Here is a 24682-nt window from a genome sequence, read left to right on the forward strand (position 1 = left end):
GGCGGATCGTTTTGCTTTCGAAAGAAGCGATCAAACGCATCTGCCAGGCTGCGAACGGCGGATTGCAAAGCAATGCTGTCCACGTCCTTGAGCCAAGGCCATTCCTTTTTCAACGCTGGCAGCCCGGTTGCACAGGTCTGGTAAGACAAGCCTCTGCCTGTTTCTTGGAAGGTGTCGTTCCACCTCGCAAGGAAGTGGTTAAAGACAAAGCGAGCGCATCCAAACATCTGATGGATCAGCGTCGTTTGCTCCTCCGTAGGGTAGATGCGAAAGCGAAAAGCTTTATGATGCAACATGCGAGATTCACCTCCTTTGGTGATTCCATGACAATTATAGCACATATGTTCGCATTCATGTACAAGAGATGCTGATTCATCTCCCCCTTATCGAAGAGGGAGTCTTCTCAGCCTTAACGATAAATCAAGTCGCAAGTTATGGCGATGTCTCCGCATCTTTGTAATAAAAATGAGCGTACGATAAATTCTGAGGTATATCCCAAAACTTGAAGCTATAATATTTATCGTAAAAATCTTTGTAGTTATAAACGTACCAGGTATTGGAGTAGGAATTTCCTATTTTTCCGAATTTCTCTTTCCACGCCGCATATAACTGCTGCAAATTTTGTTCCTCGTCAAATTTTTCAGAGCTTAGTATGATGTTGTTTTCCTTATCGCTAGTAACATTCACATTTAAATAGCTTTTCATAAATGAAAGGGAAATATAGATTGTATCATTTACTTGAATGGGATAATCCTTAATCCACACGGCTTTTTCCTTGAATTTCCTCATTCGATTCTCATAGATGTCATCCGCTTCAAAATTATCCACGTTCATATCTGTTTTAGATACAACTTCCGTGTCCGCCTTAAAGAAAACAACACTTGTCGCCGTGTTCACTCTAAATGCTTGATACTCCGCATTCAATTGCGGGTTGAGGCCCAGTTCGGGAAACGTGATCTGCATAGGGATATAAATATTTTTACCTTTTAGGATCGGTTTGGCGTCGACTTTTTTGCCATTGATCCATATCTGGGATTGTTCGATCGCCGGTTCCTGTTCAACTTTTTTAATTTTCCATTGATTTGAGGCCTTATTTAGGGTGAAGATCAATTTCGGCTTTTGCGGCTTTTCGTTCATCGATTGAACCGTAAAGGTTTTAACCGACTCTTCATCGGAGGAAATCTCCTTGATGTCGAGATCCAGTCCATAATCGTCCATTCCTGAAAAGCTCACGTAATTTCTCATATTAAAATCAATGAGCGTCTGGTCTTCGACGAGTTGCTTCAATTCTTCGGTTAACCATTCTTTAAAGTAGAAGTTCTCAACGAAATTTTTGATCACGTCTTGCGGTTGTTTCGGATATACAAAACGCTTATTGTCATTCCCATACTTGAGATCTTGTTTTTCCTCCCCGGATCCGTCATATTTGGTATACGAAACCACGATATGCTTCTGCACATCGTTCAAGTAATGATAGCTCACACTGTCGAAAATACCATCGGCATCATAATCTTTCAGCTCCCGAGTCCCGCGTCCTGTCGCATTAGGAAAATTGCTGATTATTTCTTTGATGGTATTCCCGTTTACTTGAAAAATAGAAAAGCCCGACCCTTGATCCATATGCCCGCCGACAGAATGCAGAACAATGAATTTCTTATCGGGTTCCAGATTCATAATTTCAACATCGGAATGGTGATGCACAATCCCTATCGATTCTTTGGGTTCGCCTAACAATTGAAACTCTCCGTCAAATCTGGCAATCAAGATTCGCTTATAGTCTCCGAAAGTAATGATATATTCTTGCTTTCCATCGCCATCGATATCGTCATGGATTATCTTGTTTAATTGCAGGCCTTCCGGCTGAATTTTCTTGACGAATTCGTCCAATTTCTCCTTCTCGGGTAATTTAGCAACCGGTTGTTCGGGTTTTGCGGTATGGTTCGCGTTTTCTGTTGAAGCGGTATGACTTGGTGCGTTTGATATACATCCACTTAATATCAGTACAATCACCAATGGAACGATAAACAAGCTTCTTCTTCTCATTTTCAACTTACTTCCTCTCTGGTAGCTGCAAAAAACTTTATCCTATTTATATCGGACAATCTTATTTTCTATTTAATGTAAATTTCCACACACTTCTGGACATAAATTGAACGAATCTTTAATCAAAAAAATAAAGCAGCTGAGAAGTTACTTCTCAACTGCTTTGCAAATTATCCAGCTAGCAAATTACCGTTCCAATATACACAGCAGTATAAGTGCCATCCGCATTATTTAAAACCGCGAAAAGATCAATTGGGCCTGAATAACCGCCCCGATCATACTCATACTGCATTGGAATTTCAGTTTGGGTCTTGTAGGTTTTTCTGACTTCGACTTTCTTCGGTTTGCACCCCATGACTTCCATATTTCCCTGCGAAACATTGGAAGGGACCGCTGTTGACGCGATTGCCGCCCCCTGGGCACTGAACAAGGCTGATCCTGCGATAATTGCGCTTAATAGAAGAGTAGAACGTTTCATCGTTTAATCTACCTCCAGTTGGAGTAAGTTTTGATAGTACAGCTTTATATATATCATAATGAGCTGAGTGAAATGGGCGATTTTGATTATCCTGCAGAATAGCCGCTTTATCTCGTGCATAAAATGTCGAAATCGAACTCGGACAGCATGCCGCCGCCGCATAAGGAGCATTAAAAAGCCCCAAAGGGGGGGGATTAGCCATGCGCAATCTTAGACCTGCCCGGGCAATTTAATCTGAAACACCTCGGAATTGGGTCTTAAAACATACTCCTCCTCTATCACGTCATATTCGCCTATTAATGTCTCCTTGCTATATTGGCGCATGGATTCAATCAGCGTCTGACTTTCGTTTAGTCTAACCTTCACATAACTGCTCTTCGTAATCGACTCGTAAGTTCTTGGCTCATTCGTCGGCACCATGCTGTTGTTCTGAATATTTCTCATCGTCGCTTCAAACGCTTCATGATCAAAAAATGCATAGGGAGTCGGATAGGAATCGTACCGATGGACAAGCAATTCATTGTCAGCCGGGGAGTACCTCTGCAACAGGTGCCCATCCCATACCCAAATGTGCCCTTCCATGGGTCCTTCGGTATATTCAGCACGATATCGGCCTTTGGAGTCAAGCCATAGGTTTCCTGTATCCTTGGATTTTACAGTAAACTCATTTTCATCGTAGGAAACACTTACGATCTTGATAAAGTGAAATTTTTGTACCTCTTCAAGATCGACCGCGTAAGGAATCTGAGAGGTGACGCTCTTCCTTCGGAATAGGGATAAGACCGCAGATCGAAGATTCGTTAGAAATTGGTTTCGCATATTCGCCCTCGTAAGTTAAGTAATAGTATTTGTGCTTAAAATACAGCTTGCCGGATCCCCCCAACAAAATGCTCAATACTAGTTATAATTATCGGTTTTTCCAATAAAAGCATTAGCGTTCAGAAGCAGAAATGAATCGTTTGTTGTCATGAAAAATCCCCTTAGTTAACAGTATTGAGTCCATCGTAACATGAACTCTTTTCTCACTGTCAGCCGTAAGGGGATAATATCATTCCTTATAAGGCGGAACTGGTCTTTCTCCTTATGGAAAGCCTGTCTAAGAAGGATACCACGAGCAGAGACAACAAACCGACACCGATTGGTATACCGAACGCTTCATACGAAAATGGCGCTCCTTCAAGCTTAAGCTCGCTTGTGGCACGATACTCCAGCCGCTTGGCAGCAAATTTTGCCGTTCGGATATCCTCCTGCTTCGCCAAATCTTCAAAAGCAGGCTCCATAGCGAACCGCTCCGGCGCATCACTATGCAGGAACAACTGCGCAGCTTTGCCGCCATTCTCGTTCCAGTTTCGGATATCGTCCGCAGCGCGCGTCTTAACGTCCGACCCTACAAAAATCATTTTGTCGAGTTTCGGCGCATCCGCTATTTGATATCGGGCGATCAGATTCAGGCCGTGCCTGGTTACAACCGGTTCACGTTTGCTTGAAATCGTCAACGTCGTCGTCGTACCGGAAGCTCCGTACGTGTCAAAAGCCGAGGATAACGCTAGTTCGTCAGCGCCGTTATACAGAAGGATTCCGTTCTTTTTCTTGCTCCATTGAAACGCATTGTTCAAAATATAGACGATATCGCTAAGTCCAGCCGTGAAAGGCTCCATTTGCGGATGTCCAACAAAATCGTAGGAAGGGTATTTCATTTCCTTCGCCACTTTCGCCGCTGCCGGCTCCCCGAGTTGCCGGGATATGACGTATAGCGTGGCATCCATCCCTGAAGTCAGGCCGGCGGAAGAGACCAGGTTGCCGTCAGGCACGTAGCGCTGATCCCTTATCCAACGAACCTCGGCATATTGCTTTTCCAGCCTGTCGATATCTCCCCAATGCGTTGCCGCAGATTTCCCGTTCAACAGGCCGGTATCCGCCAAATTTTCCGCTCCATTGCAAATAGACAAGAGGGTCGTTTCCGTGCTTGAATGTTTTCTTATCCATTCGCGGACAGGCTTGTACTTCGCCTCATCCAGAATCGGCATGAAAGGAATCACGATAATATCCGGGCCTTTTCCCGTCAAGCGGTCCAACTCATCGAACGTATAGTGCGGTACAACATCAAGGCCGCCCGTTAACGACTTGATGTTTTTGTCGGGAGCTGCCGCAAAAACATTGTACGATTCTGTCATGGAGAACATTTCATATGGAACCAGAAAATCGAATATCTCGGTCACTTCGTTCGCCAAAATAACGGCCACAGTCGGCTTTTTTGAATCATAGGCAGGAGCTTGGAGACTTTGTATAGAAGCAGGGACCGGCTTATCGTAAATCGACATAGCCTCCTGCATCGTAGAGGCAAAACCAACCGCTCCAGTTCCTCCCACGATCAGCACGAAAACGCACACATACACGATGAAACGCCATACTTTTTTCAATTTCCTTCTCTCCCTTAATTTTCTCTAGTTACTTATTTATTACTATTTACCTCCTTAATTAAAGAATAAAGGGAGAAATTATATTAATAAACTCGCCCGAAGACTGTATTTTCCCCGGACTAAGGTCCAGATACGAAACTTTTGTTCCGCAACGGCAGCCCAATACTTCTTTTTTTATAATATAACTGACTGGTCTTTTTATGAATATGACTCGATTGGGCTATTCTTGCGGTACCGGAGGATAAGGCAGTTGGATCGAGCGTGAGCGATTTTCAAGTCGGAGACGATGTTTTCTTCCAGCTTGAACGGAGAAGCGAGGGACATATGCGGATAAAAATCGGATCCGTGAGCTGGTGGAGGCGAAAAAAATAAAGCCGGTCATCGCGACAATATCCGCGTTGGCAGCCTTATGTTGGTTTGCTGAGCAATCGTTCCCCGTCAATGATGGTCAGGTAAACGATGAAGCGGTATCTCTTGCGACATTTAGTAAATCGAAAAATGCACCCAATCTTTTCCTTGAACGGCGTTCATTTCTTTGAAGAAAGCTTGAGCACGCTTGTTATTCACAGAAGTGATCCATGTCATATTGGCGTATCCCTGTTCTGTGCAGTAATTTTTGCATGTAAGATAAAGCTGTGATTCAAGTTCGGAATTTCTATAGGCTTCCTTGACATACAGGTCATTCATTACAGCGATTTTATCTGCTTTCATCGTGCTGAATGTAAAGTAAAGCGTCGCAAAACCTACTAATTGTCCGTTATCTTCCAAAACGAACTGTTTCCCTTGCTGGTTATCGAAAAGGGTTTGAATCAGATGATGAACCTTCTCGACAGGCGGGCCAGGGTTTTTATAAAAGTCTACGATGTACTCATACATTAGTTCAGTCAAACCAGTTACATCTTCAGGCGCAGCCATTCTTATCAAAAAGATTACCCCCACTCTCATGTGTTAAGAATAAATATACATAATTAAGAATAAACATGCAACCGTTTCGAATCGAAATCCCCATTGCCGCTTGACAAAATTTCAAGAATTGATTTGCTGGATCCGCCCGAGAATGATAGGAGACGACAGGGGCAGCGTTCAACAATTCGTAATCAGCGGCATTAAAATACTTACCTCGGTTCCTTTGCCTTTCTCACTTTTAAAGTCTATTTTCCCATCGAATGCTTTGATGATTTTAAAGGTTACCATTAACCCAAGTCCCGTTCCGTTGTTTTGCGTGGAATAAAAAGGAGTTCCCAATTTGTCCAACTCTTCCCCGGACATTCCACACCCATTATCACAAATCTTTATACAAACATCCAGTTGATCGGCTTGATAGGCATGAATTGAAACGATCCCCTGCTGAGACTTTGACGCTTCTATGGAGTTTTTTACAACGTTATTCAGCGCCTGAATTAATTTGGACTTGTCCGCTCTCACCCAAAGATCGCCTTCCGAATTCATTTCCACCCTTACGTTATTCATTTGGGATAAAGGATGAATCATTTCGTTCATTTGATGAAATACATCTGCTACCGACAGCACTTCAACTTTTTCAAGCTGCGGCTTCGCATAATTCAAATAATCGTTGATCACATACTCTACCCGTTTCAGTTCGGCGACGGTCGTTTCCAAATAATGCTTTGTTTTCCCCTCCGCATCTCTTAGTGCCAATTGGATAAAACCTTTAATAACGGTTAAAGGCGATCGAAGCTCATGCGCTACAGAAGAGGCTAAGTGACCTGCGATGCTTAATTTTTCCGAATGCAAGATTTGTTCTTGCATGCTATTCGTGTGAATCGTTACTTCCATCAAAAAAACAGACATACACATGGCGGCCAATTGAAGTAGACCGACTTGGAAAACGAGGGACATATTCATTTCGCTTGCTTGGCTCTGGTTAATAAAAGCACATAAAGATGCCATAAACGTAACAAACCATAAACCCATGATAATGAAAAAACGATTTTGAGGGGTTCTTTTATTAAACTGAGGTACAAAAATAGAGGTAGCGGCGCAAACCAAAGCTGCTGTAACAAAACTACCAAAAAAACCATGAAGAAAACCTTGAAGATCGATTAGAAATCGACTGATTGAAAAGCAAGCAAAAGAGATCGCCCCACCGATAAAGCCCCCGTATAACAAAGAAATGATTAACGGAATGTTTCTTAAATCGCCGTCCAGGTCATTGCTTATTGGATTGGGCAAAAGCATGGATAATATGATGGCTATGCCGCACAACATACCAAGTAAAATCTTATTTTTAAGAGGCGATCTTTTTAAGACAGGCTTTGTTAATACAACAAATTGATATAGCAATATCGGGAATAAAATATCAAGAAAATCTAGTAATAGATCCTTAATCATTTTGTTCCACCTCAAAAAGATGATTATTTTTACTATAGCACCATTTTCCATAATAATCCAATAATCAAAGAATACCTCCTTCACCTGTTCCGGGCAAGCTTTTGCTAAACCACGAACAATGTTAATTTTTGGTAAATGTATTGTCACGGCTTCTCCTGTGCCTTATGATTACATTGTAACAAAAATATACAATTAATGGAGGGATTCCTAGTGAAAGCTTTTAAATCATTACTGCTATCCACCGTCGTTGCCGCGTCTATTCTTGCTGTTACATCCGCCGCTTCCGCCCATCCACTGGTCAATATTCATAGCTACAGCTCGTTTGGTACATATAAAACAGCGTTGGACAAGCAGCTGACGATTGATTTAAACCATGCCTACGATCAATGGGAGCTCGACGAACACTATAAACAATACTACGCTGATATCGCAACGGCGACCGTATATTTTAAAGGTATGGGATACGGTGAGCCGCGATTGAGCCTGGTACATTACAAAACGTTCGATTCGTACAAAGCGGAATTGGACAAATTGCTGACATACGATTGGAATCATGCCTTCGACCAGTTTGAACTGGATCGGATCACGGCTCAATACGATGCCGACATCGCCGCTGCCAAAATTTATTTTGGAGTATAATCATCGTTAATTGCATCATTGATGTAACAAACTCTTTCGGATCATCCGGGGGAGTTTTTTTATGCGGAAAGAGCGGTCGAAAAAAGCCCGGCTGGATTCGCCGGGCATCGGCTACGAATGATACGAAGCGGCAAATTCTATGACATTATTATCTCTGTCCAATATATAGATCTGTGAAAAACCTGCCGCACTGTCAGGCTCAGCCTCGTACTCGATGCCTGCCTCCTCCAGCCATTGCAGCGTTTTGCTATAGCTCTTCACCCAAATCGAAAAGTGACCTTCTAACGAATTTAATCCGTTTGCCCGAAGCGTTTCGCTATGGGGATTTTCTACGACATGAAGCTGCTGTTCCCCCAAATCGTACCATACCCCCTTTGACTTAAACGGAGGGCGTGCGAGCTCCTTAAATTGAAGAACTTCAGAATAAAAATGCTTCGCTTCCTCCAAGTTTCTTGTAGCAACGGTTACATGATGCAGTCGTTCTAATTCAATCATATCGATTTATCCTCCTACCCTAATTTGCTGAGGCTTCATATAAAAATGACTTCGCTTAGAATAGCTATAGGCTATAACGATCAGCGACCAAATGATATTTCCTAAAAAGGGCTGATCCTTGTACAGAATGAACAAGTAACCGCTTACGGTCAAAAAATAAATGGAATACGCAACCATGAGCCAATATCCCCAACGCTTGAGCTTCAAGTACCCATAAGCCATGACGAGCGAGGAAGCCCCTACCAGAAATCGGGCAAGATGCTCCGGAACATTCGGCAAGCCTAATCTGGCTGCTATTCCATACTTTTCGAAAGGCAACTCATACACGAATAACGATAACAACAAAACAATAGAACCAAAGATGTAAAAACTCCCAATTAAAGCGATCCCCATAGGTCTTTTTCGCTCCAATCGCTCAACTCCTTTATAAATCTATCTACTAAAAAATATAGCCAATTATTGGATTACTTTCAACTTTTCAACGTTGCCCTCCGGCATAAAAAAGCCCCCCGCTGAAATCCCCTTTTGGACTCAACGGCAGGGCCAGGTGCTGTATTGATTTTCTTAAGCGCTCAGCCTAAACGAAAATTCATTCCAGACGCTGCCCGGGTCTTCGAACAGCTCTCTTTTTGCCTCCCATACCGTATCGTAAATGCTTCCTTCGTAAGCAATCGCCCTGCCGAAAGCAAACGAGATATAGTAATATTTCCAGTCCAGAAACGTTTTGCTGGCTTTCTTAGCCGCCTCCTCAATATACTCCCATGCCTCGTCCTCCGTAATGTAATCCAAGGCATGGCTCCATCTTGCAATATTGATCGCGCGATCGTAATCCCACCCGGCAATCGTTTCAATCGCGTTGAAGTCTTCGTCGGTAAACTTCAGCTTGCTTTTGATGACCTGTTTCGCTTCTTCATAACACGACTTGGATTTGCCAAGCTCCTCTTCCACAATCGGGTCGCCGGATTTCAATGCTGCATAGACTTCGTTATATCTTGTTCGATGCCCTTCATTTATCAACCATTCCAATGTATCGATGGCATCTTCTCGGCCGGAGATTCCCCAAGCGGATTCCAGACCTTGCCTTAATTCCTCGCGATCCGATTTGATCTCAATAACCCGCGTCGATTCTCTCCTATACAGGGCAAGGATTGCGCCGTAAGCAAGCAAGCGCCGCTTGTCTTTGGGCAGCTCGTATTTATTTTCCAGCTCTTTTCTTTCCTTATTCATTTTGGCGTTTAGGCGGCTGCCCCACAGCAGTAATGCGCCTACGGCCGCGATGATGCACACTATGATGATCAATACAATCTTCATATTTTTACAACACCTTTTCTGAAAAGTTTTTCCGTGCAGCCCAATCTCCAAGAGATGCGTCATCTCATGATACATATATCGGATGTGAACTTTTCCATTTTTATGTAAATTTTCACACACTTTTGGAGCAGGAGATGGCATGCATGGCCCAGAAAACATAAGGAACGCAGCTTTTTTGAAAGGTGAATACGATGACCTTGATCCCCAATCGCCCCCGGAATTTCCTTCCGATCCTGCATGCAAGAAGCGGTCGTTATTTCTGGAAGGGCCAAGGCGCATTATCCATAAAAACGTTCCGAAACGGAAGGGCCGTCTACGAGGCGGGCCACGGACACTTCGCGGTCGGCGAGGGCAGCTATCTGCTGTTAAATCGCGGTCAGGAGTACTCGATTACGATTGAAGCGGAGGCACCCGTAGAATCCTTCTGCATCTTTTTTCCGGAGCAAATGGCCGAAGAGGTCTACCGCAGCTTGGTCACCTCCGAGGAGAAGCTGTTGGACGATCCGATTTCCTTGAAGCCGGGACCCATCGATTCCGGCAGGATTCTATGTGATAGCCTACGAAGGAATTTCGGATTCTTTGTCGAAACCGTATCAATATGATGAAAAGAAAAAAAATCGTAGCCATCGTCGGGCTGTTCCTTCTCATTCTGACGGGGATTCGCTTGGCCTGGATCGGCGTACAGACGACGTCCGCGAAGGTCGAGGCCGAAGACGGCCTGCTGGATCTGAGCCGTTGGGACCCCTCTTCCAAACCGATCTTCTCTCTCTTCGGACAATGGGAATTTTATCCGTTTCAGCTGGCGACGCCCGGTCCGGATGGTACCTTCGAATCGGAAAGCGGCGTTGCCGAATCGGCGACGGTCCCCGGGAGCTGGCAAAGGAATCTCTCTCCGTCGCGGGGATCTACCATAGGATACGGAACCTACCGGCTGCGCGTCATGCTGCCCAACGGAAGCTTGCCGGAGCTGACCGTTCGAGTGCCGGGGATCTCCGCCTCTTCGGCTTTGTACGTGAACGGGCGCTTCCTGGGCAGCGCCGGTCGTCCGGCGGACCGCGCATCTTCCTATACGGCGAGCGCCGCTCCTTATTCCGTCACGTTCGCCGTCGATCACGACGTTCTGGACCTCGTTCTGCAAGTGGCCAACTACGACGACCGCGTCATGGGCGGCCTGTCGGAGCCCGTCAAGTTCGGAACGGCCAAGGCGATGAACCGGGCTTACTGGTTCTCCGCCGGATCGCAAGCGGCGCTCAGTCTGCTGATGGTCATGCATGCCTTGTACGCCTTCGTCCTGTATTTCATCGGCGCCCGGCAGAAGCCGCTCTTGATCTTTTCCCTTCTGGGGATTTGCGGGGCGGTGGCCGTCCTCTGCGATGTGGACCGCATCCTTTCCGCCTGGTTCGGGGTCGGTTACGAAGCGCTCTATAAAGTCTCTTATTTATCCTACTTGGGCGTGGCGGCGCTGTTGCTGCAATACGTAAGAAGCCTGCTGCCCGAATTCCCGATCCTTCGCCATTCCCGCTGGCACTTCGCCGCATGCGGTATCTTCGGGCTGTTCGTGCTGGTGCTGCCGCCCAAGCTGTTTTCCTTGGCGGACGGGCTCCATACGGCTCTGTTGCTGGTATCGTACGTCGCTGCCCCCATCTTCCTATATCGGGCGGTCCGCAGAGGTGCTCCAGACGCGATCTACCTGCTGCTCGGAATGGTGGCCGTCGCTTCGAACCTGTTCTGGGGGCTCTTTAATTATACGTTTTCTCTTGATATCGGCTACTATCCTTTCGATATGCTTGCTTTCTTTATCGCTTTCGCGCTTTATTGGTTTAAGCGATATTTCCGCAATGCCGCCGAGACCGTTCGATTGGCGGAACGGCTTCAGGCATCCGATAAACACAAGGACGAATTCTTGGTTCACACCTCGCACGAGCTGAGGAATCCGCTTCATGGCATTCTGAACATGGCCCAAGCCGTGCTCGACAGCCCCGAATGTTCCGACAAGGAAGCCAACCGGGAGCGCCTTGCGTTGCTCGTCTCGGTGGGCAAGCGCATGTCCATCCTGCTGAATGACCTCATTGATCTGAATCGGCTGCGGGAGAATCGCCTACGACTGAATCCAGGGCCTCTCCGGCTGCAGGCGGAGGTTGCGGGTGTGCTGGACATGATCCGGTTCATGACGGATGGCAAGCCGGTTCGGCTCGAGAACCGGGTTCCGGATTCGCTGCCGGCGGTGCTGGCGGACGAGAACCGGCTGGTACAGATTTTGTTCAACCTGTTGCACAACGCGGTTAAGTTTACGAATGAGGGGCGGGTCTCGATCGAAGCGAAAACCGAAGGCGACAAGGTCGTCGTCCGTGTTGTGGACACCGGGATCGGGATGGACGAGAAGACTGCGAGCCGAATTATCCAGCCTTATGAACAAGGCGAGATTCAGGCGGAGACGAACGCGGCGGGATTCGGGCTGGGCCTTGCGATCAGCAAGCGTCTGGTAGAGCTTCATGGCGGACAATTGACGGTCAGCTCGACTCCGAACGTCGGCTCCGTCTTCTGGTTTACACTGCCCGCGGCGGGGACGGCTGATGTGGATCCGGCGACGAACGAGGTCGCCGCGACAAGGCTGGTTGAAGAGGATGAGGTTCTCGCGAACGCAGGGACGGCCTCCGATCCCTTGCCAGAAGCCCCCCCGCGCGAGGACAGGGCCCGCATCCTCACCATTGACGACGATCCGGTGAATCTGCGCATCCTGAAGCACGTGCTCGCCTCGGATCTATACGAGATCACGACGACGACAAGCGGCTTAGAGGCGCTGTCCCTTCTGAAATCGGGATCTTGGGATTTGCTGGTCGCGGACGTCATGATGCCGGATATGTCCGGCTACGAAGTCGCCCGGACCGTCCGTACCATCTTCTCTCCCTCTGAGCTGCCGATTCTCCTGCTTACGGCTCGCCATCGGGCGGAAGATATCGAATCGGGCTTCAAAGCGGGGGCCAACGACTACATCGTTAAGCCAGTCGACGCGCAAGAGCTGAGAATGCGGGTGAAGGCGCTGACGGACGTGACTCGAGCCGCCCGTGAACAGAAGCGTCTGGAGGCGGCGTGGCTGCAGGCGCAAATTGAGCCGCATTTTCTGTTCAATACGCTCAATTCCATCGCCGCGCTCGTGGATGTCGACAGCACCCGCATGCGTGACCTGCTGATTGCCTTCGGCGATTACCTGCGGGCCAGCTTCGACTCCGCCAATTCGGATCAGTTGGTGCCGCTGCGGAAGGAGTTGGATCTTGTGCGGGCTTATCTGTATATCGAGAAGGAACGGTTCGGAGACCGGATTCAGGTCGTGTGGGAGGTGGTCGAACATCTCGAACTGCAAGTTCCGCCGTTGTCCGTCCAGCCCCTAGTGGAAAACGCCGTCCGGCACGGTATACTCAGACGATCCAAGGGCGGTACCGTCCGGATCCGGATTCAGGATTTGGGGGATGGGGTGGAAATATCGATCGAAGACAACGGTGTCGGCTTGGAGCCCGATATGCTGGCGCAAGCGCTGCATCGGGGCGAGCCGGTCGGCCGTCATTCGGGAATAGGCATGGCCAATACCGACCGTCGTCTGAAGCAAATTTACGGGAAAGGTTTGCTCGTACGAAGCCGTCCCGGAGAGGGAACGATCGTCTCGTTTGTCGTTCCCAAGCAACCGTCCAAAGCGCCGGCTCTGGCGTGAGCCAGTAGCAGCGTTTCTGGAGCCCGCCTTTAATGTCGGCACCTCGTCGTTATAGGATTTTGCTGGACCGTGTACTTGCGCTGGTAGAGATTAATCGCGATCAGAGGCCAGAACGTTTGTCGCGAGAGGCAAGGATCGTCCTCTGGCGACTATTGAAGACGTGAAGTCCGGACTGGGCCGGGAGAACCGGGTGCTGATCGATTCACCGAGGAGACTTTGGCGGTATATTCCCTGAGACACTCTCAGGCGAAGATCTTGGCCATATGTCCTTTTTGCAACGGGTATGAGGCGTGGTTGGACGAAATCGTTTTGGGGGTGCCGCTGCAAGAGCGTCGTTTCTGGTAGGTCGGCTGGCTGCCGTTTGAAAGTTCTCAAAGCTGTAAAAGGCAACCTTGATCGGCACCCTGCGGTGAAACCATTGAATGTGGCACCACCCGCAATTTGTCTAGCCCTCTTTTAAGACCCATAAACCGGTTATATAACCCAACAAATTTTAATCGGTTTCCTTAGTCTACTTCACTAACGGAGAACGATAGTTCAATATTTTATTGAGGAAGAACACAAATTCCCTCCCAGTTCACGGAAAAGCTAGAGCTAATATGTGAATTGGGAGGGATTAGTTATGAAATTAAATGAACTATGGATGTTGTATGAAACGGATAAACGTATTCTAGGATTCAGCCCGCTTACTTTGAAGGCATACTCTCTTCAGCTAAAGATGTTGATCCGCAAAATAGGTGATCTTGATATCGAGGAAGTTACCTTAAACTTGCTGAAGGACTACTTAGCTAAGCAATCAGCTCGATTAAAGACAAGCAGTCTAGGACATCAAATTCGTTTCGTTCGTTCCCTTTTCGTTTTGCTTTTGAAGAAGGGCTTGTCTCACGTAATCCTTCCCTAAAGCTAAGACTACGCCCAGAACCACTCCTGTCGGTGCGCTATTGGTGAGCGCGCCGAGCCCTGCAGCATCATCTACGAGGACCCCAAATCGAATCCTTTGCTGTCGAAATGAATTAGGACTTGACCGTGAGTGCCGCAACCGGAATTCGCAAATATTCGGAGCGCGAACGCGGAAGATCGATTGCCTGAACCATAATCCCTTCTTCGCTTATCGTGACGATGTTATACCCACAAGCATCGACAAACTGAAAATGTTCCTTGCCTTCTCCCAACTCAGCGGTGAAAGCGATGCCCGAGGCTGCGACTTGGAAGAGACCCTGATACTTACGGCAACGATGAATGGCTCACTCCGGCGTTATTGAAACTAAAGGCGGAATATGGAGACAGGCAGGGAGATGGCGTCTGATTGGATGAACAATTGCACGATTTGGCGCAGAGGCTTTTGCAGGTCCATCGTCAGGTTCATCAAGAGATGCTGAAGCTACCGTCGCGGAAGGCGTCGACACGAGAGGAATTGTTCAGAAGGGTCATTATCGGACACGATTACATGGCCGCCTACTATGCCGAGCCCATCACCTTGGAAGAGATCGCAGGAGCGGATTGCTTATCGCCAAATCATTTCCTTAGGAGCTATAAGCAGTTGTTCGGTCATTCCCCTCACCACTATTTGACCGAACTCAGACTTCAGGAAGCACAAAGACTTCTTCTGCGAACCGATACATCGATAACGGACATTTGCTTGAACGTTGGATTTCACAGTCCCAGCTCGTTCAGCAGCCTTTTTTCCAAGCGCTTTGGCGCCCCTCCCTCCCGCTATCGTCAAAAAAAGTGATTTTCAAGAAGCACATGCAGCAAACGGTGTGATAATTTAAGAACCGAACGGACGACCTACAGAAATGGAGGAAATTTTGAATGGAGCTTATTCCAAGCATTGACGACGTGGTTCAAGCGGCGCAATCGGGGGATGCCTCGCGGCTGCAAGACATGCTGGAGTCTCACCCGAGCCTCGCCCATACGGAAAACGGCGACGGACTGACTCCCTTAGGGTTCGCGGCGCATTTCGGCAGCAAAGCTGCCGTGCAGGTACTGCTGGACTATGGTGCGGATGTGAATGCCGTGTCGCATTCCAAAATTTCTTACATCCCTTCGAATACCGCGCTGCATGCCGCGATTGCAGGGGAACGGGACCCGGAGGTTATTCAGCTGCTTTTGACCCGCGGTGCCCGGACGAATATCTTCGACAGCAACGGCCACACTTGTCTGCATACGGCCGCATTTCACGACGATAACACAGAGCTCGTTCGCTTGCTCATAGAGCATGGAGCCGATGTCAACGCGAAGGCGGAGGGCGGAGATACGCCCTTGGCGCTCGCCGTCAGGCAAGGGAACGAGCGCGTTGCGGAGCTGCTGCGCCGGCATGGAGCCCGGCTCTAACGAATGTTAAAGGAGCGGTTGTGCACAAGCACCGCTCCTTTTCTCATTAACGCCGCTTATTAGATTTGATAAAGCGTCACTTCGTAATCGTCGAACGTTTCTTCCAGCATCTTTCCCACAATCTCCCAAGATCCGTTGGCTAACCCGCAGCCGATCCCATAGGGAAGCGCCACCGCTAAACCGTGCTCTTGCGCATAGTTTTTTAACGAGAGCAGAGCCTCTTTAAGTGCGGCATAATCCGTATACACTTTCTTTGATCGACCATAGGTCAATTGACCGAAGAGGTTCGCGACGAACTTCCCTTGTACATCGACAAGCTGAAGGGTTCCGAGGAGCTCCTCCGGAGTCTTGTCTTTGCAATAATCGAGGTAGGATGTATACAGGTTCGGATATTTCGTTTTTAATAATTTGGCTACTCCCGAGCCCATTACGGCTTGGCAATTGACTTGGTGGCCAACGATGTCTTCCTTAGCCTCGAGCAAATCTCCCGCAATGATTGTTACTGCCACGCAAACCCTCTCCTTCGGTTAAAATACTTTGCAGCCTCATCGACCGCGTTCCAAGCTTAACAAGAAACTCCATCCGGACGATATAATACTAACATAACTTTTCATGAGGTGAGGAGCTACCGTGAGAATTTTTGATTTGTTTAAAAAGAAGCAGCAGCCGCAGACTCAAGAGAACGACCTTATCCAATCCATCCGTCACGCGATCGAAATTATGGAAACTGCCGATTCGGAAAGCCACGAGAAAATCATCGAAAAGATCGCTCAAACCACCAAGGATGAGCGTTTGGCGTGGGAGCTGTACTGCTTGATCCCATCGGTCTATTGCCGGATGATCGTCAAAGAGGTTCAATATTCGAACGAGATGATCATGATTTTCCCTGACGACACGCAGCAGCAATCTTTGCTTTCCAACAATCGGGTCTATAAGCTTATTCAAAACGTAGTGGCGGACAAGTTCAGCGGGGAGATCGACAACAAGAAAATTCAAAACATCCTATTCCAAAGCTCGGAATTTAACGCCATTAATAATGCGTTAAACGACGGCAGCGCCCTGGAAGATCTGATGACCGGACCGCTGGTCGTGTTCGCGCCGGAGAAGTAGTTATCTCTTGGCAGCGTGAACCCGTAGGTAAAAAATGGTACAATAATATTGACTCCCATAGCCTTCCCGGCAAATGCTTATCAAGGAGGAATTCCAATGACGACAGAGCTTAAACAGCTGGCCCATCTCGTTCGGGCGAATTTTATAACCAGATCCACCTGCTTGGCGAAGGATTCCGGTGAGATGAATGTCCGCGAAACGGCGGATTTTATTCGAGTGGATTGCGGACTGCCGTCCGATACGTTCAATAATTCGGTATGGCTTAAGGAGCAGGTGAAGCCGTCGGACACCGGTCTGATCGAAGAAACCGTTGAATACTTCAACAAGAAGCAGTACCCTATGGCGCTGTGGTCATGGGAAGATCGCAATAGCTGCACGTTTGAAACGTTAAGAAGTCTGGGGCTGAACGAAGCGGAGATCAATATCGCCATGTATGCCGACTTGGACGCGCTGCAGCCGGATACGAATTGCCCAGAGGAGCTGAAGCTGAAGGAGGTAGCGTCTGCCCGGGAAATCGAACAATACGGGGATGTGTTGGCTTCTTTATTCGGTGAATCGCCGGAAGCCGCTAACGTTCGATTATACTTTAATAAGCCATCCGCTGCACGGCTGCTGAACCATTCCGTCATGAAGCTGTACATCGGAGCGGTTCAGGATGACATCGTTTCTACGGGATGTCTCATTTTTGCTCCCGATAGCGTCGGCATTTACGACATTGCTACGAGGCAGGAATGCCGGGGAAGAGGCTTCGGGTCCGCCATGTTTAACTTCCTGCTTGCGGAAGCCCGGAAGCACCGTGCCGGACGTTGCGTACTCCAAGCTTCGCCGGACGGCATTAATATTTATAAGCGATCGGGCTTTGAGCCGGTCTGCGAAGTAACGGTTTATGAAAACCGGCACCTGCTTGAATAAAAGCGGAGGAGCAGTTAGAGCCCGTTCACCTTTACCATCTCCACGAACGCGGCACACGCTTTGCTCGAAAATCCATCGTTACGGCGGACGAAGCTTGTTGTCGTATAGCGGAACGCTTCCGGAACCGGGTAGCTTCCCAGCTCCTCGAATTCGCCGGATAGCACGGATTGGGGCAGCAGCGTAGCGGCAAGCCCAGAACGCACGCAGCTCAGGAGCGTCTCCAGGGAGCTCACTTCCAGCATATTGGCCAAAGGAATTCCTTCGCTGCGAAGCCACGCTTCCAGAACCGCCCGGAACGGACAGCCCTTCGGAGAAACGGCCCATTTCGTATGGGCCAGATCCGGGTACGCCTCCCCGGTTGTCCGGGTCAGCAGCCGGAGCTCGTCTTTTGCCGTATGTTCGAAAACCAGCTTGGACGAGTCAATCTCGCCGGTAACGAACGTTCCGTCGAGCTGATGATTCAGCAATTTGGCAAGCAAATCCGCGGAGGTTCCGGTCGTGATCGAGAGAGAGACGCCGGGATACCGGGCTTGAAAATCCGCCAGAGCTTTCATTAAATTACGGCAATTCACGGTTTCCACCACCCCGATCGCCAGCGGGCCGCTCGGATAATCCGTCTCCCGCACCGCTCTCACTGCTTCCTCGGACAAATTCAAGATCGTTAGGGCGTAATCGCGAAAGGCACCGCCTTTCTCCGTCAGAACAACGCCTTTCGGATGCCGATGAAATAACGGGACCCCCAGCTCCGACTCCAGCTTCCGGATTCTCGCGGTCACATTCGATTGGACGTAGCCCAGCCGTTCTGCGGCGCGGGATATGCTGCCCTCCTCGGCAATGGCCGCAAACATTTTAAGATCCGTCAATTCCACCGGACACCCCTCCGCTCTAGATATCAAAAATAATGATACCTTTATCAATATTGATCATTATACGATATGCCCCTATTGAATTACAATGACATCAAGCGTTTCTAAGCAAGCAAGGAGGAGAAAAGCAAGGTATGAACAAAGCATGGTGGCTGTTAATAGTGGCCGGGGCAACGGAGGTCGTCTGGGTCACAGGCCTGAAGCATTCGACGGCGTGGTGGGAATGGCTGCTCACCCTCGCATTTATTTTATTTAGCTTCAAAGCCTTTCTGGACTCGGCGGCCAAATTACCGATCGGTACGGTGTATGTGATGTTTACGGGGCTCGGCACAGCCGGTACGGTCATTACCGAAATTGTGCTCTTCGGGGAACCTGCTCATCCGCTCAAGCTCGTGCTCATCGCTGCGCTGGCCGCCGGCGTTCTGGGGCTTAAGCTCGTTACGAAGGATACCGAGGCAAAAGGGGGTGAGGCGTAATGGCATGGACTGTTCTGCTGGCCGCCGGGCTGTGCGAGGTCATCGGCGTTGTTGCCCTCAAACGTGTGACGGAGTACCGCCATTGGACCTCGTACTTGTTCCTCATCGTCACGCTCGGCACAAGCTTCTCGTTATTGTCGCTCGCCATGAATCACATCCCGATGGGCACCGCCTACGCCGTATGGACCGGCATCGGAACCGCAGGAAGCACGCTGCTCGGGATGTTCGCCTTCGGCGAGCCGAAGGAATGGAGGCGGATCTTGTTCATCGGCCTGATCCTCGCGTCAGCCGTCGGACTTAAACTGATTTCATAGAAAAAAGAGGGCTGCTTCTCTTGGCGGGAGCTGCCCTCCTATCGACTTTCCGTAGCTTAAGCCTTTTTTGTCAAGATCGCATGCCCCTGCCGGTCATGTTCCACGGAACAATAATGATCCTTCGTCTCGGTAAGCCGTAACGGAACGTGTAAGCTCCGTATGCCTTCTTCCCAACTTAAAATTTCAACCATATGCTTCAAGTGAAAGTTCTTTTCTTCGTTGAAAATATCGAGATATTCCATTAAGTACGCCTTGTTTTCCCGGGAATCAATCCGCACCGCAAAATGGTACATCATCGGCTCCCGGTGCCTGACGCCCATCCAGGCCATGTCCGCATCCGCAAACCGTTGGTAGATTTCGACGGCTTCGTCAGGGGTAAAGCGCTTCGGCTGATCTGCGGACAGTGCCACACCGTCCGAGACTAAGTAATAGCTTTCCTGTTCGGTTAAATACGCGATAAGCTTCTTCTCGATCTCTCCGTCTTTCTTGAACCTGTGAGGCAATAACATATGCTCCTCCTACGTCCAGCCCCAAAAGAAAGCGTCCCGGTCCCAGGCTACCCTGCCTTTGTGCAGCTTCTTGAACGCCTTCTTCACTTCCTTATCGATGGACGCATTCCCGTTCTCGTTGACATAAATAAACGCTTCACCAAAATGAGCGGAGATATGCCGCACGGCATCGCTTTGATAAAGAATGCCCGCGGACTTCACCTCATTCAGCATCCATTCCGCAGCCTCATTGGCGGTAAAACTCATTCATACTCTCCCCTTCCTTTGAATCGGAGCCATTCCTCCGCGCTCGCAGCCTTCACATGAGGGTTAGGATGTTCCATCAGCTCCCGCAAAATTTCATCGATTTCGGGACCCCGAAACTTGGAGATCACCGCAACAAACTCGATCAGGATGTCCGGATTGGACGAATCCTTCAGGAACAACAACGGCCGAAAGTCCTTGATACGGCGGTCGTGATCGATCTTCAGCCTCCAGATGGACCTCAGAATCGACGGGATCTCTTTTTCCTCAGCTTGTCTTAGTTCGGACAGCAGCTCCTCGTACTTTCTCAAAATCTGCTTGTTGTCGTTCACTTCACCGCCGCGCAGGCACCCGGGACAAAGGCATCTCTTGGTTCCTTTCGCTTTCGGGTAAAAGCGCCAGCCGATCGTCTGGGACAGCTTTTTGGTTCGCAAGATTTCGTTCTTGAGGATTTTTCTCGGCACGATCACCTGGAAGCCCATCCGGTCTTCCCGATCCAAAAAAGCCTTTACGGCCTGCCCGGCGCTTCCCCGCCGGTGCTTCTGGTAATAATCGCCGAAAAAGACGGTCTCCTCATCGCTCAGCTTGAAATAAACGGCGGTCATATTCTTTTTGTTAAACCGTCTTAGCTCCCGGAGCCATTGATGCGACGCGTAAAAATCGTGAATCAACGGCATGCAGAAGACACCGTCTCCGACCCCGTCCACATGCACTTCGCTCGGCTTGATGCCGTTTCGAATGACATTCGCGATTGATTGCTCCGGCGTCAAATGTACAAATACGGGCATAGGTCACCTTTCGCTTTAAAATCTCCTTCGCAGGGATCAACTCCCAAATTATATCATATTGCGCCTCTCCAGTAGCAGCGCGGGAAGTGAGCCGCCGCGGGAAATAAAAAAAGCACCCGTTAAGGTGCTTTGCTTCCCCGCTGCCGTTACTTGATCACGAGCACCGGAACTTTCGAGTGCTGAACGACATTGTGGCTGACGCTGCCAAGGACAAACTCGCGAATGCCGCTTAGTCCCCGGCTTCCCATAATAATAAGGTCGACGCCATTTTCTTCCGCATACTCCAGAATCGTAACGGCCGGCTGCCCTTGCTGCAGCACGCGCTTCACTCGGGACACGCCGACGGTCGCCTCTTCCGATTCTTTCAGTACGGACCGGGCAAACTCTTCGTAATCCTGATCGAGGTTGGCCGGAACGGTGACGAAGGCGGACCCGTAAGCAAGAACCGGAGTTTGATATACATGGATGACGATTAATTCCGCCGAATCTTCCTGAGTAATAGCGACCGCTTTCTGAAGAGCTTTAACGGACAGCTCGGAACCGTCAAAAGCAACTAGCACTTTTTGGAATGCCATAATTGGAAACCTCCCCGCAGATCGTTTACACTTTTATGGTAACGTGTATACGGGGCCAAAGATATGATCTAAATCACACTCTGCCGGAACCGGGCCGCGAACAAGCCAAAATCCCCCGGGACGAAGGATCGAATCGGCTAACAAAAACGTCTCCGAAAAGGCCGGTCGAGCAGTACGATGGCCAACAGGTCAAACAAGACGAGCGGAAGGATAAACGGAAAAAACGAAACGGTAGCCTTATTGCGGTTGTTAGAGGCCCTCTGCAGATAAATGCGGTTCCGGTCTACTTTGACGATCCGCCCTTCGTACGAGGCTCCGCTGATTGTCATGATTCGCACCCGTTTGTTAATATATTTCTTGCAGGTATGGTAATATTCGTGAATGGCTGACATAGCACACCATCCTTTCTTGTTGGACATGGTATATTCTATGTGCTTCTACGAACAAAAGTACGGGCTGATCTAGCAGAACCCTCGCCAATTTCGTAAACTAGTAATCATGCGCGGTTGCCGGAATGGAACTGGAAAAGGAGCTCAAGCATACGATGATAAAAAAAATTTCTTGGATCAAAGCGCAGCTGGAGCCGTATTTCTCCAGAGCCGTCGATATGGCCTTTATGCATGTGCAAGAAAAAGTGCCGCAGGAGATGCGGGACGGAGAAGTCGACGAGGAAGGCTGGGTGAAATGGAAGCCTCTGGATTCGACCATCGGCGAAGACGAGATCCGGGCAGTTGAGAGCCAATATTCGATTGAATTTCCACCGCTTTTTAAAGCGTTCTTGATGAGCTATCATTACGTGTCTCTGCAATTCGATAATGTGGAAGTAGACGGAGAATACATAGGCGATTGTCAATTTATAGAGATGCCTTCGCTGTCTTCGGAAGAAAGACTCCAGTCCTTGGAATTTTTAATAAGTGCCTGGGAACCGCTGCTGTCGGCAGGCTATGTGCCTTTTGCCGAGTGCGAAGACAGCCAAGGTCCGGTATGCTTCGATACGATGCGGAGACAAGAAAACGGAGACTGTCCCGTTGTATGGTTCTTACATGATCATTTGCACGAGTTAGGCGAAGAGGCATCGAGGAACAGAGATCATCTCCTGCCTTACGTCAGACCGCTCTTCGGCTCGTTCGAGGAAATGATGACCGTTTTGTGCAGTCAGGAGGCCGTAGCGGAAGACACGGAGGCGTAGTCCGGCACGATCTTCATGCTGTCTTTGCTTCCTTTTCCCGTCTTATTACGTATATACCAAAGGATGGAATGCTATCGCCGACCCACCTTGAAAAATTTGTCGGCAGGAAAGGATGTCACCTCATGGAACAACTCACTGAAATTACGGAATTCGCGGACAGGCTGTTCGATCTGATCGAGATTCCGTTTACCGAGACGACCGAGCTCGAACGGCAGCTGATCGCCGCTTTCAGCTTCGGCGCCGTGATGGCGGTTGCGGTCCGGGATGACCTGGATCAGCCGCAGACGCATGCGCTGACGATCGCGATGCTGATGCGCGCATTTCAATACAGCGAGCATCAAGCCGCCGCTTTCGCCCACGATCTGATCCAAGCGACGGACCGGGACCATCATCCGACGATGAACGCCATCATTCATCGGGGCATCAACGGGCACTACGAATACGTGAATGAAGAAATGGAAGATTTGCGTCAAAATCTGCTTGATATTTTAAATTCGTTTAACGAATGAAATGAGTGAAATCGATGAAGATACGGAACCGATTTCCGGGCACCGACAAACAAAAACATGCGGAATTCGTCCGCAACGGCTGGGCCTTGCTGAAGGAGCCCAAATCTCCCATGCGCGCTCTAGCCCTGTCCGTTCCTTTCATGATCATCAATCTTATCGTGACCATCGGTATCGTAAGTATGTTTTCCGCTGCCCCTCTCCGAAATTATTTGCCTGACTCGATATCGTTCACGATCGACTTGAAGAGTATATTGGGAATTGTATCGCTGCTATTGGTTCATGAGCTGCTGCACTTCATCTTGATCCCGAACTTTATCGCGTCGAAGAGCACGTATGTCGGCATCACCTTGTTCGGGGGATATGTGTATACGGAAGAACAAGTATCCAAATCGAGATATATCGTCATTACGCTGTTACCCTTTATTGTCATATCCATCATACTTCCGGCCTTGCTGGGTCTATTGGGGGCGCTCTCCCCTTTCATCCTCTTTTTGATCGTCTTAAACTCGTTGTCGTCTTCTTTGGATATCTTGAATTGGATTCTGATCTGGATTCAAGTCCCTTCCAAAGCGGTCATTGTCTGCAACGGAACGAAGACGTATTGGAAATCGACTGCAAGGCAAACATCTTCTCATATCTAAATCGCTTAGGACGTGAACGAAATGGAGCAAACGTTGTCTTACGAGAAAATTTTCGAGCTGGTGCAGGAAATACAGAACGCCCAGGATTCCGGGGAGCCGTACGATGAAAAGCTGAAGCTGCTCAAGGCCAATGTCACCTATCCGGATGTCGAAGAGCTGCTGCTACATACCGACCAAGGCGCCGAGTTTATCGCCAGAAGACTGTTCCATCACCGATCCGTCCTGCCGGGCGAATTGAATAGAGAAGAACTGATCGGGCTCGTGGAACAAGTGATGCAATGCTCGGGTGAAGAGTGGGAAATGGACATTTGGCTGGATATGATTACGAGTTCGGTCGCGGACCCAAGCATCAGCGATTATATTTTTTGGAGCGACGAAGACTTGTCGGCCGAGGAGATTGTAGACAAGGCGCTGGCCTATAAGCCGATCCTTCTGTAGGGAATCAGGCAGGACATAGTATCTCATTTTATGCGCAAATAGGGTTAAAGCTTACGAAAAATTTATGCCGGCTTTCGTCTACTGCAAACCGGTCGTTTTCTTGAAGAAACGCGTCGCGTCCAGTGCTTCCATCGGGCCAGGACCATGGCTCGGAAGCATGGGGTGTCCGTGAACCTTCGTATCTTCGACGCTGAGATAGCTTCCTATCGTCACAAAATGGCTGTAGACTCTCAGTTCGCTAAGAACATGCGGTGCGGAATGATCCGAGTCCAGATTGACGAGAACGACGTCGCAGGATCTGTACCCCGAGCCATCTCATATTCTGCCATACTAG

Annotated in this window: 32 protein-coding genes; 14 read left to right on the forward strand and 18 right to left on the reverse strand. The window is 48.9% G+C overall.

The window, feature by feature from the left end:
• The 7 genes from ET33_RS00005 to ET33_RS36100 all read right to left on the reverse strand — a co-directional run.
• A partial coding sequence (locus tag ET33_RS00005) for a helix-turn-helix domain-containing protein (protein WP_036674973.1) occupies nt 1-296 on the reverse strand: 296 nt, incomplete at its 3' end.
• A 136-nt stretch (nt 297-432) separates the two neighbouring features.
• On the reverse strand, nt 433-2043 hold the full coding sequence (locus tag ET33_RS36095; RefSeq protein ID WP_152570564.1) for a stalk domain-containing protein: 1611 nt from the start codon (nt 2041-2043) through the stop codon (nt 433-435).
• 178 nt (nt 2044-2221) lie between these two features.
• On the reverse strand, nt 2222-2521 hold the full coding sequence (locus ET33_RS00015; RefSeq protein WP_036674977.1) for a hypothetical protein: 300 nt from the start codon (nt 2519-2521) through the stop codon (nt 2222-2224).
• Nucleotides 2522-2731: 210 nt separating this feature from the next.
• Nucleotides 2732-3340 (reverse strand): hypothetical protein, encoded by a 609-nt coding sequence (locus ET33_RS00020; RefSeq protein WP_036674979.1) that lies wholly within the window; start codon nt 3338-3340, stop codon nt 2732-2734.
• Nucleotides 3341-3576: 236 nt separating this feature from the next.
• Nucleotides 3577-4941 carry a DJ-1/PfpI family protein gene (locus ET33_RS00025; RefSeq protein WP_036674983.1) on the reverse strand — a complete coding sequence of 455 codons (1365 nt, stop codon included), beginning with the start codon at nt 4939-4941 and terminating at the stop codon, nt 3577-3579.
• A gap of 483 nt (nt 4942-5424) precedes the next feature.
• Nucleotides 5425-5856 carry a GNAT family N-acetyltransferase gene (locus tag ET33_RS00030; protein WP_081890145.1) on the reverse strand — a complete coding sequence of 144 codons (432 nt, stop codon included), beginning with the start codon at nt 5854-5856 and terminating at the stop codon, nt 5425-5427.
• A gap of 168 nt (nt 5857-6024) precedes the next feature.
• A complete protein-coding gene (locus ET33_RS36100) occupies nt 6025-7440 on the reverse strand; it encodes a sensor histidine kinase (RefSeq protein ID WP_051774982.1) in 1416 nt (471 codons plus the stop codon).
• A gap of 63 nt (nt 7441-7503) precedes the next feature.
• Between ET33_RS36100 and ET33_RS00040 the strand changes: the two genes are divergently transcribed.
• Entirely contained in the window at nt 7504-7932 is a 429-nt protein-coding gene (locus tag ET33_RS00040; RefSeq protein ID WP_036674990.1) for a hypothetical protein, read from the forward strand.
• Nucleotides 7933-8043: 111 nt separating this feature from the next.
• Here the strand turns inward: ET33_RS00040 and ET33_RS00045 are convergent, their stop codons facing one another.
• From ET33_RS00045 to ET33_RS00055, 3 genes are all read right to left on the reverse strand, one after another.
• Entirely contained in the window at nt 8044-8427 is a 384-nt protein-coding gene (locus ET33_RS00045; RefSeq protein ID WP_036674994.1) for a VOC family protein, read from the reverse strand.
• Nucleotides 8428-8433: 6 nt separating this feature from the next.
• Nucleotides 8434-8838: a hypothetical protein gene (locus ET33_RS00050; protein ID WP_036674996.1), complete on the reverse strand. Its 405-nt coding sequence runs from the start codon at nt 8836-8838 to the stop codon at nt 8434-8436.
• A gap of 153 nt (nt 8839-8991) precedes the next feature.
• A complete protein-coding gene (locus tag ET33_RS00055; protein ID WP_036674999.1) occupies nt 8992-9738 on the reverse strand; it encodes a DUF1266 domain-containing protein in 747 nt (248 codons plus the stop codon).
• A 191-nt stretch (nt 9739-9929) separates the two neighbouring features.
• Between ET33_RS00055 and ET33_RS00060 the strand changes: the two genes are divergently transcribed.
• The 5 genes from ET33_RS00060 (at nt 9930) to ET33_RS00080 (ending at nt 15778) form a co-directional block, all read left to right on the forward strand.
• Nucleotides 9930-10340, forward strand: a complete 411-nt coding sequence (locus tag ET33_RS00060; protein ID WP_051774983.1) for an AraC family ligand binding domain-containing protein — start codon at nt 9930-9932, stop codon at nt 10338-10340.
• On the forward strand, nt 10337-13444 hold the full coding sequence (locus ET33_RS00065) for an ATP-binding protein (protein WP_051774984.1): 3108 nt from the start codon (nt 10337-10339) through the stop codon (nt 13442-13444). The genes ET33_RS00060 and ET33_RS00065 overlap by 4 nt, the downstream gene beginning before the upstream one ends.
• Before the next feature lie 622 nt (nt 13445-14066).
• Nucleotides 14067-14345, forward strand: a complete 279-nt coding sequence (locus ET33_RS00070) for a site-specific integrase (protein ID WP_051774985.1) — start codon at nt 14067-14069, stop codon at nt 14343-14345.
• Between the two features lie 405 nt (nt 14346-14750).
• Entirely contained in the window at nt 14751-15176 is a 426-nt protein-coding gene (locus ET33_RS00075) for a helix-turn-helix domain-containing protein (RefSeq protein WP_051774986.1), read from the forward strand.
• Between the two features lie 80 nt (nt 15177-15256).
• Nucleotides 15257-15778 (forward strand): ankyrin repeat domain-containing protein, encoded by a 522-nt coding sequence (locus tag ET33_RS00080; protein ID WP_036675002.1) that lies wholly within the window; start codon nt 15257-15259, stop codon nt 15776-15778.
• A gap of 59 nt (nt 15779-15837) precedes the next feature.
• Here ET33_RS00080 and ET33_RS00085 read toward each other — a convergent pair whose 3' ends face one another.
• Nucleotides 15838-16287: a macro domain-containing protein gene (locus ET33_RS00085; RefSeq protein WP_036675006.1), complete on the reverse strand. Its 450-nt coding sequence runs from the start codon at nt 16285-16287 to the stop codon at nt 15838-15840.
• A gap of 121 nt (nt 16288-16408) precedes the next feature.
• On the opposite strand from ET33_RS00085, the gene ET33_RS00090 reads away from it, so the two are divergent.
• Together ET33_RS00090 and ET33_RS00095 are read left to right on the forward strand one after the other, a co-directional pair.
• The gene (locus ET33_RS00090) at nt 16409-16888 is read left to right on the forward strand and encodes a hypothetical protein (RefSeq protein WP_036675008.1); all 480 of its coding nucleotides are present in this window, start codon (nt 16409-16411) and stop codon (nt 16886-16888) included.
• 96 nt (nt 16889-16984) lie between these two features.
• Complete coding sequence (locus ET33_RS00095; protein ID WP_036675012.1) at nt 16985-17800, forward strand: GNAT family N-acetyltransferase; 816 nt, start codon at nt 16985-16987, stop codon at nt 17798-17800.
• A gap of 14 nt (nt 17801-17814) precedes the next feature.
• Here ET33_RS00095 and ET33_RS00100 read toward each other — a convergent pair whose 3' ends face one another.
• The gene (locus ET33_RS00100; RefSeq protein WP_036675015.1) at nt 17815-18669 is read right to left on the reverse strand and encodes a LysR family transcriptional regulator; all 855 of its coding nucleotides are present in this window, start codon (nt 18667-18669) and stop codon (nt 17815-17817) included.
• Between the two features lie 131 nt (nt 18670-18800).
• Here ET33_RS00100 and ET33_RS00105 point away from each other — a divergent pair, with 131 nt between their 5' ends.
• Complete coding sequence (locus tag ET33_RS00105; protein ID WP_036675018.1) at nt 18801-19142, forward strand: DMT family transporter; 342 nt, start codon at nt 18801-18803, stop codon at nt 19140-19142.
• Nucleotides 19142-19456 carry a DMT family transporter gene (locus ET33_RS00110; protein WP_036675021.1) on the forward strand — a complete coding sequence of 105 codons (315 nt, stop codon included), beginning with the start codon at nt 19142-19144 and terminating at the stop codon, nt 19454-19456. Before ET33_RS00105 ends, ET33_RS00110 begins: the two co-directional genes overlap by 1 nt.
• A gap of 56 nt (nt 19457-19512) precedes the next feature.
• Here the strand turns inward: ET33_RS00110 and ET33_RS00115 are convergent, their stop codons facing one another.
• From ET33_RS00115 to ET33_RS00135, 5 genes are all read right to left on the reverse strand, one after another.
• Nucleotides 19513-19965 carry a hypothetical protein gene (locus ET33_RS00115; RefSeq protein ID WP_036675023.1) on the reverse strand — a complete coding sequence of 151 codons (453 nt, stop codon included), beginning with the start codon at nt 19963-19965 and terminating at the stop codon, nt 19513-19515.
• Between the two features lie 9 nt (nt 19966-19974).
• Nucleotides 19975-20211, reverse strand: a complete 237-nt coding sequence (locus ET33_RS00120) for a DUF6953 family protein (RefSeq protein ID WP_036675024.1) — start codon at nt 20209-20211, stop codon at nt 19975-19977.
• Nucleotides 20208-20996, reverse strand: a complete 789-nt coding sequence (locus ET33_RS00125) for a HEAT repeat domain-containing protein (protein WP_051774987.1) — start codon at nt 20994-20996, stop codon at nt 20208-20210. Before ET33_RS00125 ends, ET33_RS00120 begins: the two co-directional genes overlap by 4 nt.
• 146 nt (nt 20997-21142) lie before the next feature.
• A complete protein-coding gene (locus ET33_RS00130; protein ID WP_036675027.1) occupies nt 21143-21571 on the reverse strand; it encodes a universal stress protein in 429 nt (142 codons plus the stop codon).
• 137 nt (nt 21572-21708) lie between these two features.
• Nucleotides 21709-21963 carry an LSm family protein gene (locus ET33_RS00135; protein WP_036675029.1) on the reverse strand — a complete coding sequence of 85 codons (255 nt, stop codon included), beginning with the start codon at nt 21961-21963 and terminating at the stop codon, nt 21709-21711.
• 152 nt (nt 21964-22115) lie between these two features.
• Here ET33_RS00135 and ET33_RS00140 point away from each other — a divergent pair, with 152 nt between their 5' ends.
• From ET33_RS00140 to ET33_RS00155, 4 genes are all read left to right on the forward strand, one after another.
• A complete protein-coding gene (locus ET33_RS00140; RefSeq protein WP_036675221.1) occupies nt 22116-22760 on the forward strand; it encodes an SMI1/KNR4 family protein in 645 nt (214 codons plus the stop codon).
• Nucleotides 22761-22882: 122 nt separating this feature from the next.
• Complete coding sequence (imm48, locus tag ET33_RS00145) at nt 22883-23269, forward strand: Imm48 family immunity protein (protein WP_036675031.1); 387 nt, start codon at nt 22883-22885, stop codon at nt 23267-23269.
• A gap of 14 nt (nt 23270-23283) precedes the next feature.
• Nucleotides 23284-23910: a DUF3267 domain-containing protein gene (locus tag ET33_RS00150; protein ID WP_036675034.1), complete on the forward strand. Its 627-nt coding sequence runs from the start codon at nt 23284-23286 to the stop codon at nt 23908-23910.
• Between the two features lie 21 nt (nt 23911-23931).
• Nucleotides 23932-24348, forward strand: coding sequence for an e9imm peptide (locus ET33_RS00155; protein WP_081890137.1), 417 nt, complete (start codon nt 23932-23934; stop codon nt 24346-24348).
• 78 nt (nt 24349-24426) lie between these two features.
• Here ET33_RS00155 and ET33_RS39570 read toward each other — a convergent pair whose 3' ends face one another.
• Nucleotides 24427-24621 carry a CmcI family methyltransferase gene (locus ET33_RS39570; protein ID WP_327204046.1) on the reverse strand — a complete coding sequence of 65 codons (195 nt, stop codon included), beginning with the start codon at nt 24619-24621 and terminating at the stop codon, nt 24427-24429.
• Nucleotides 24622-24682: the final 61 nt, after the last annotated feature.

The sequence above is a fragment of the Paenibacillus tyrphae genome (assembly GCF_000722545.1).
GTDB lineage: Bacteria > Bacillota > Bacilli > Paenibacillales > NBRC-103111 > Paenibacillus_G > Paenibacillus_G tyrfis.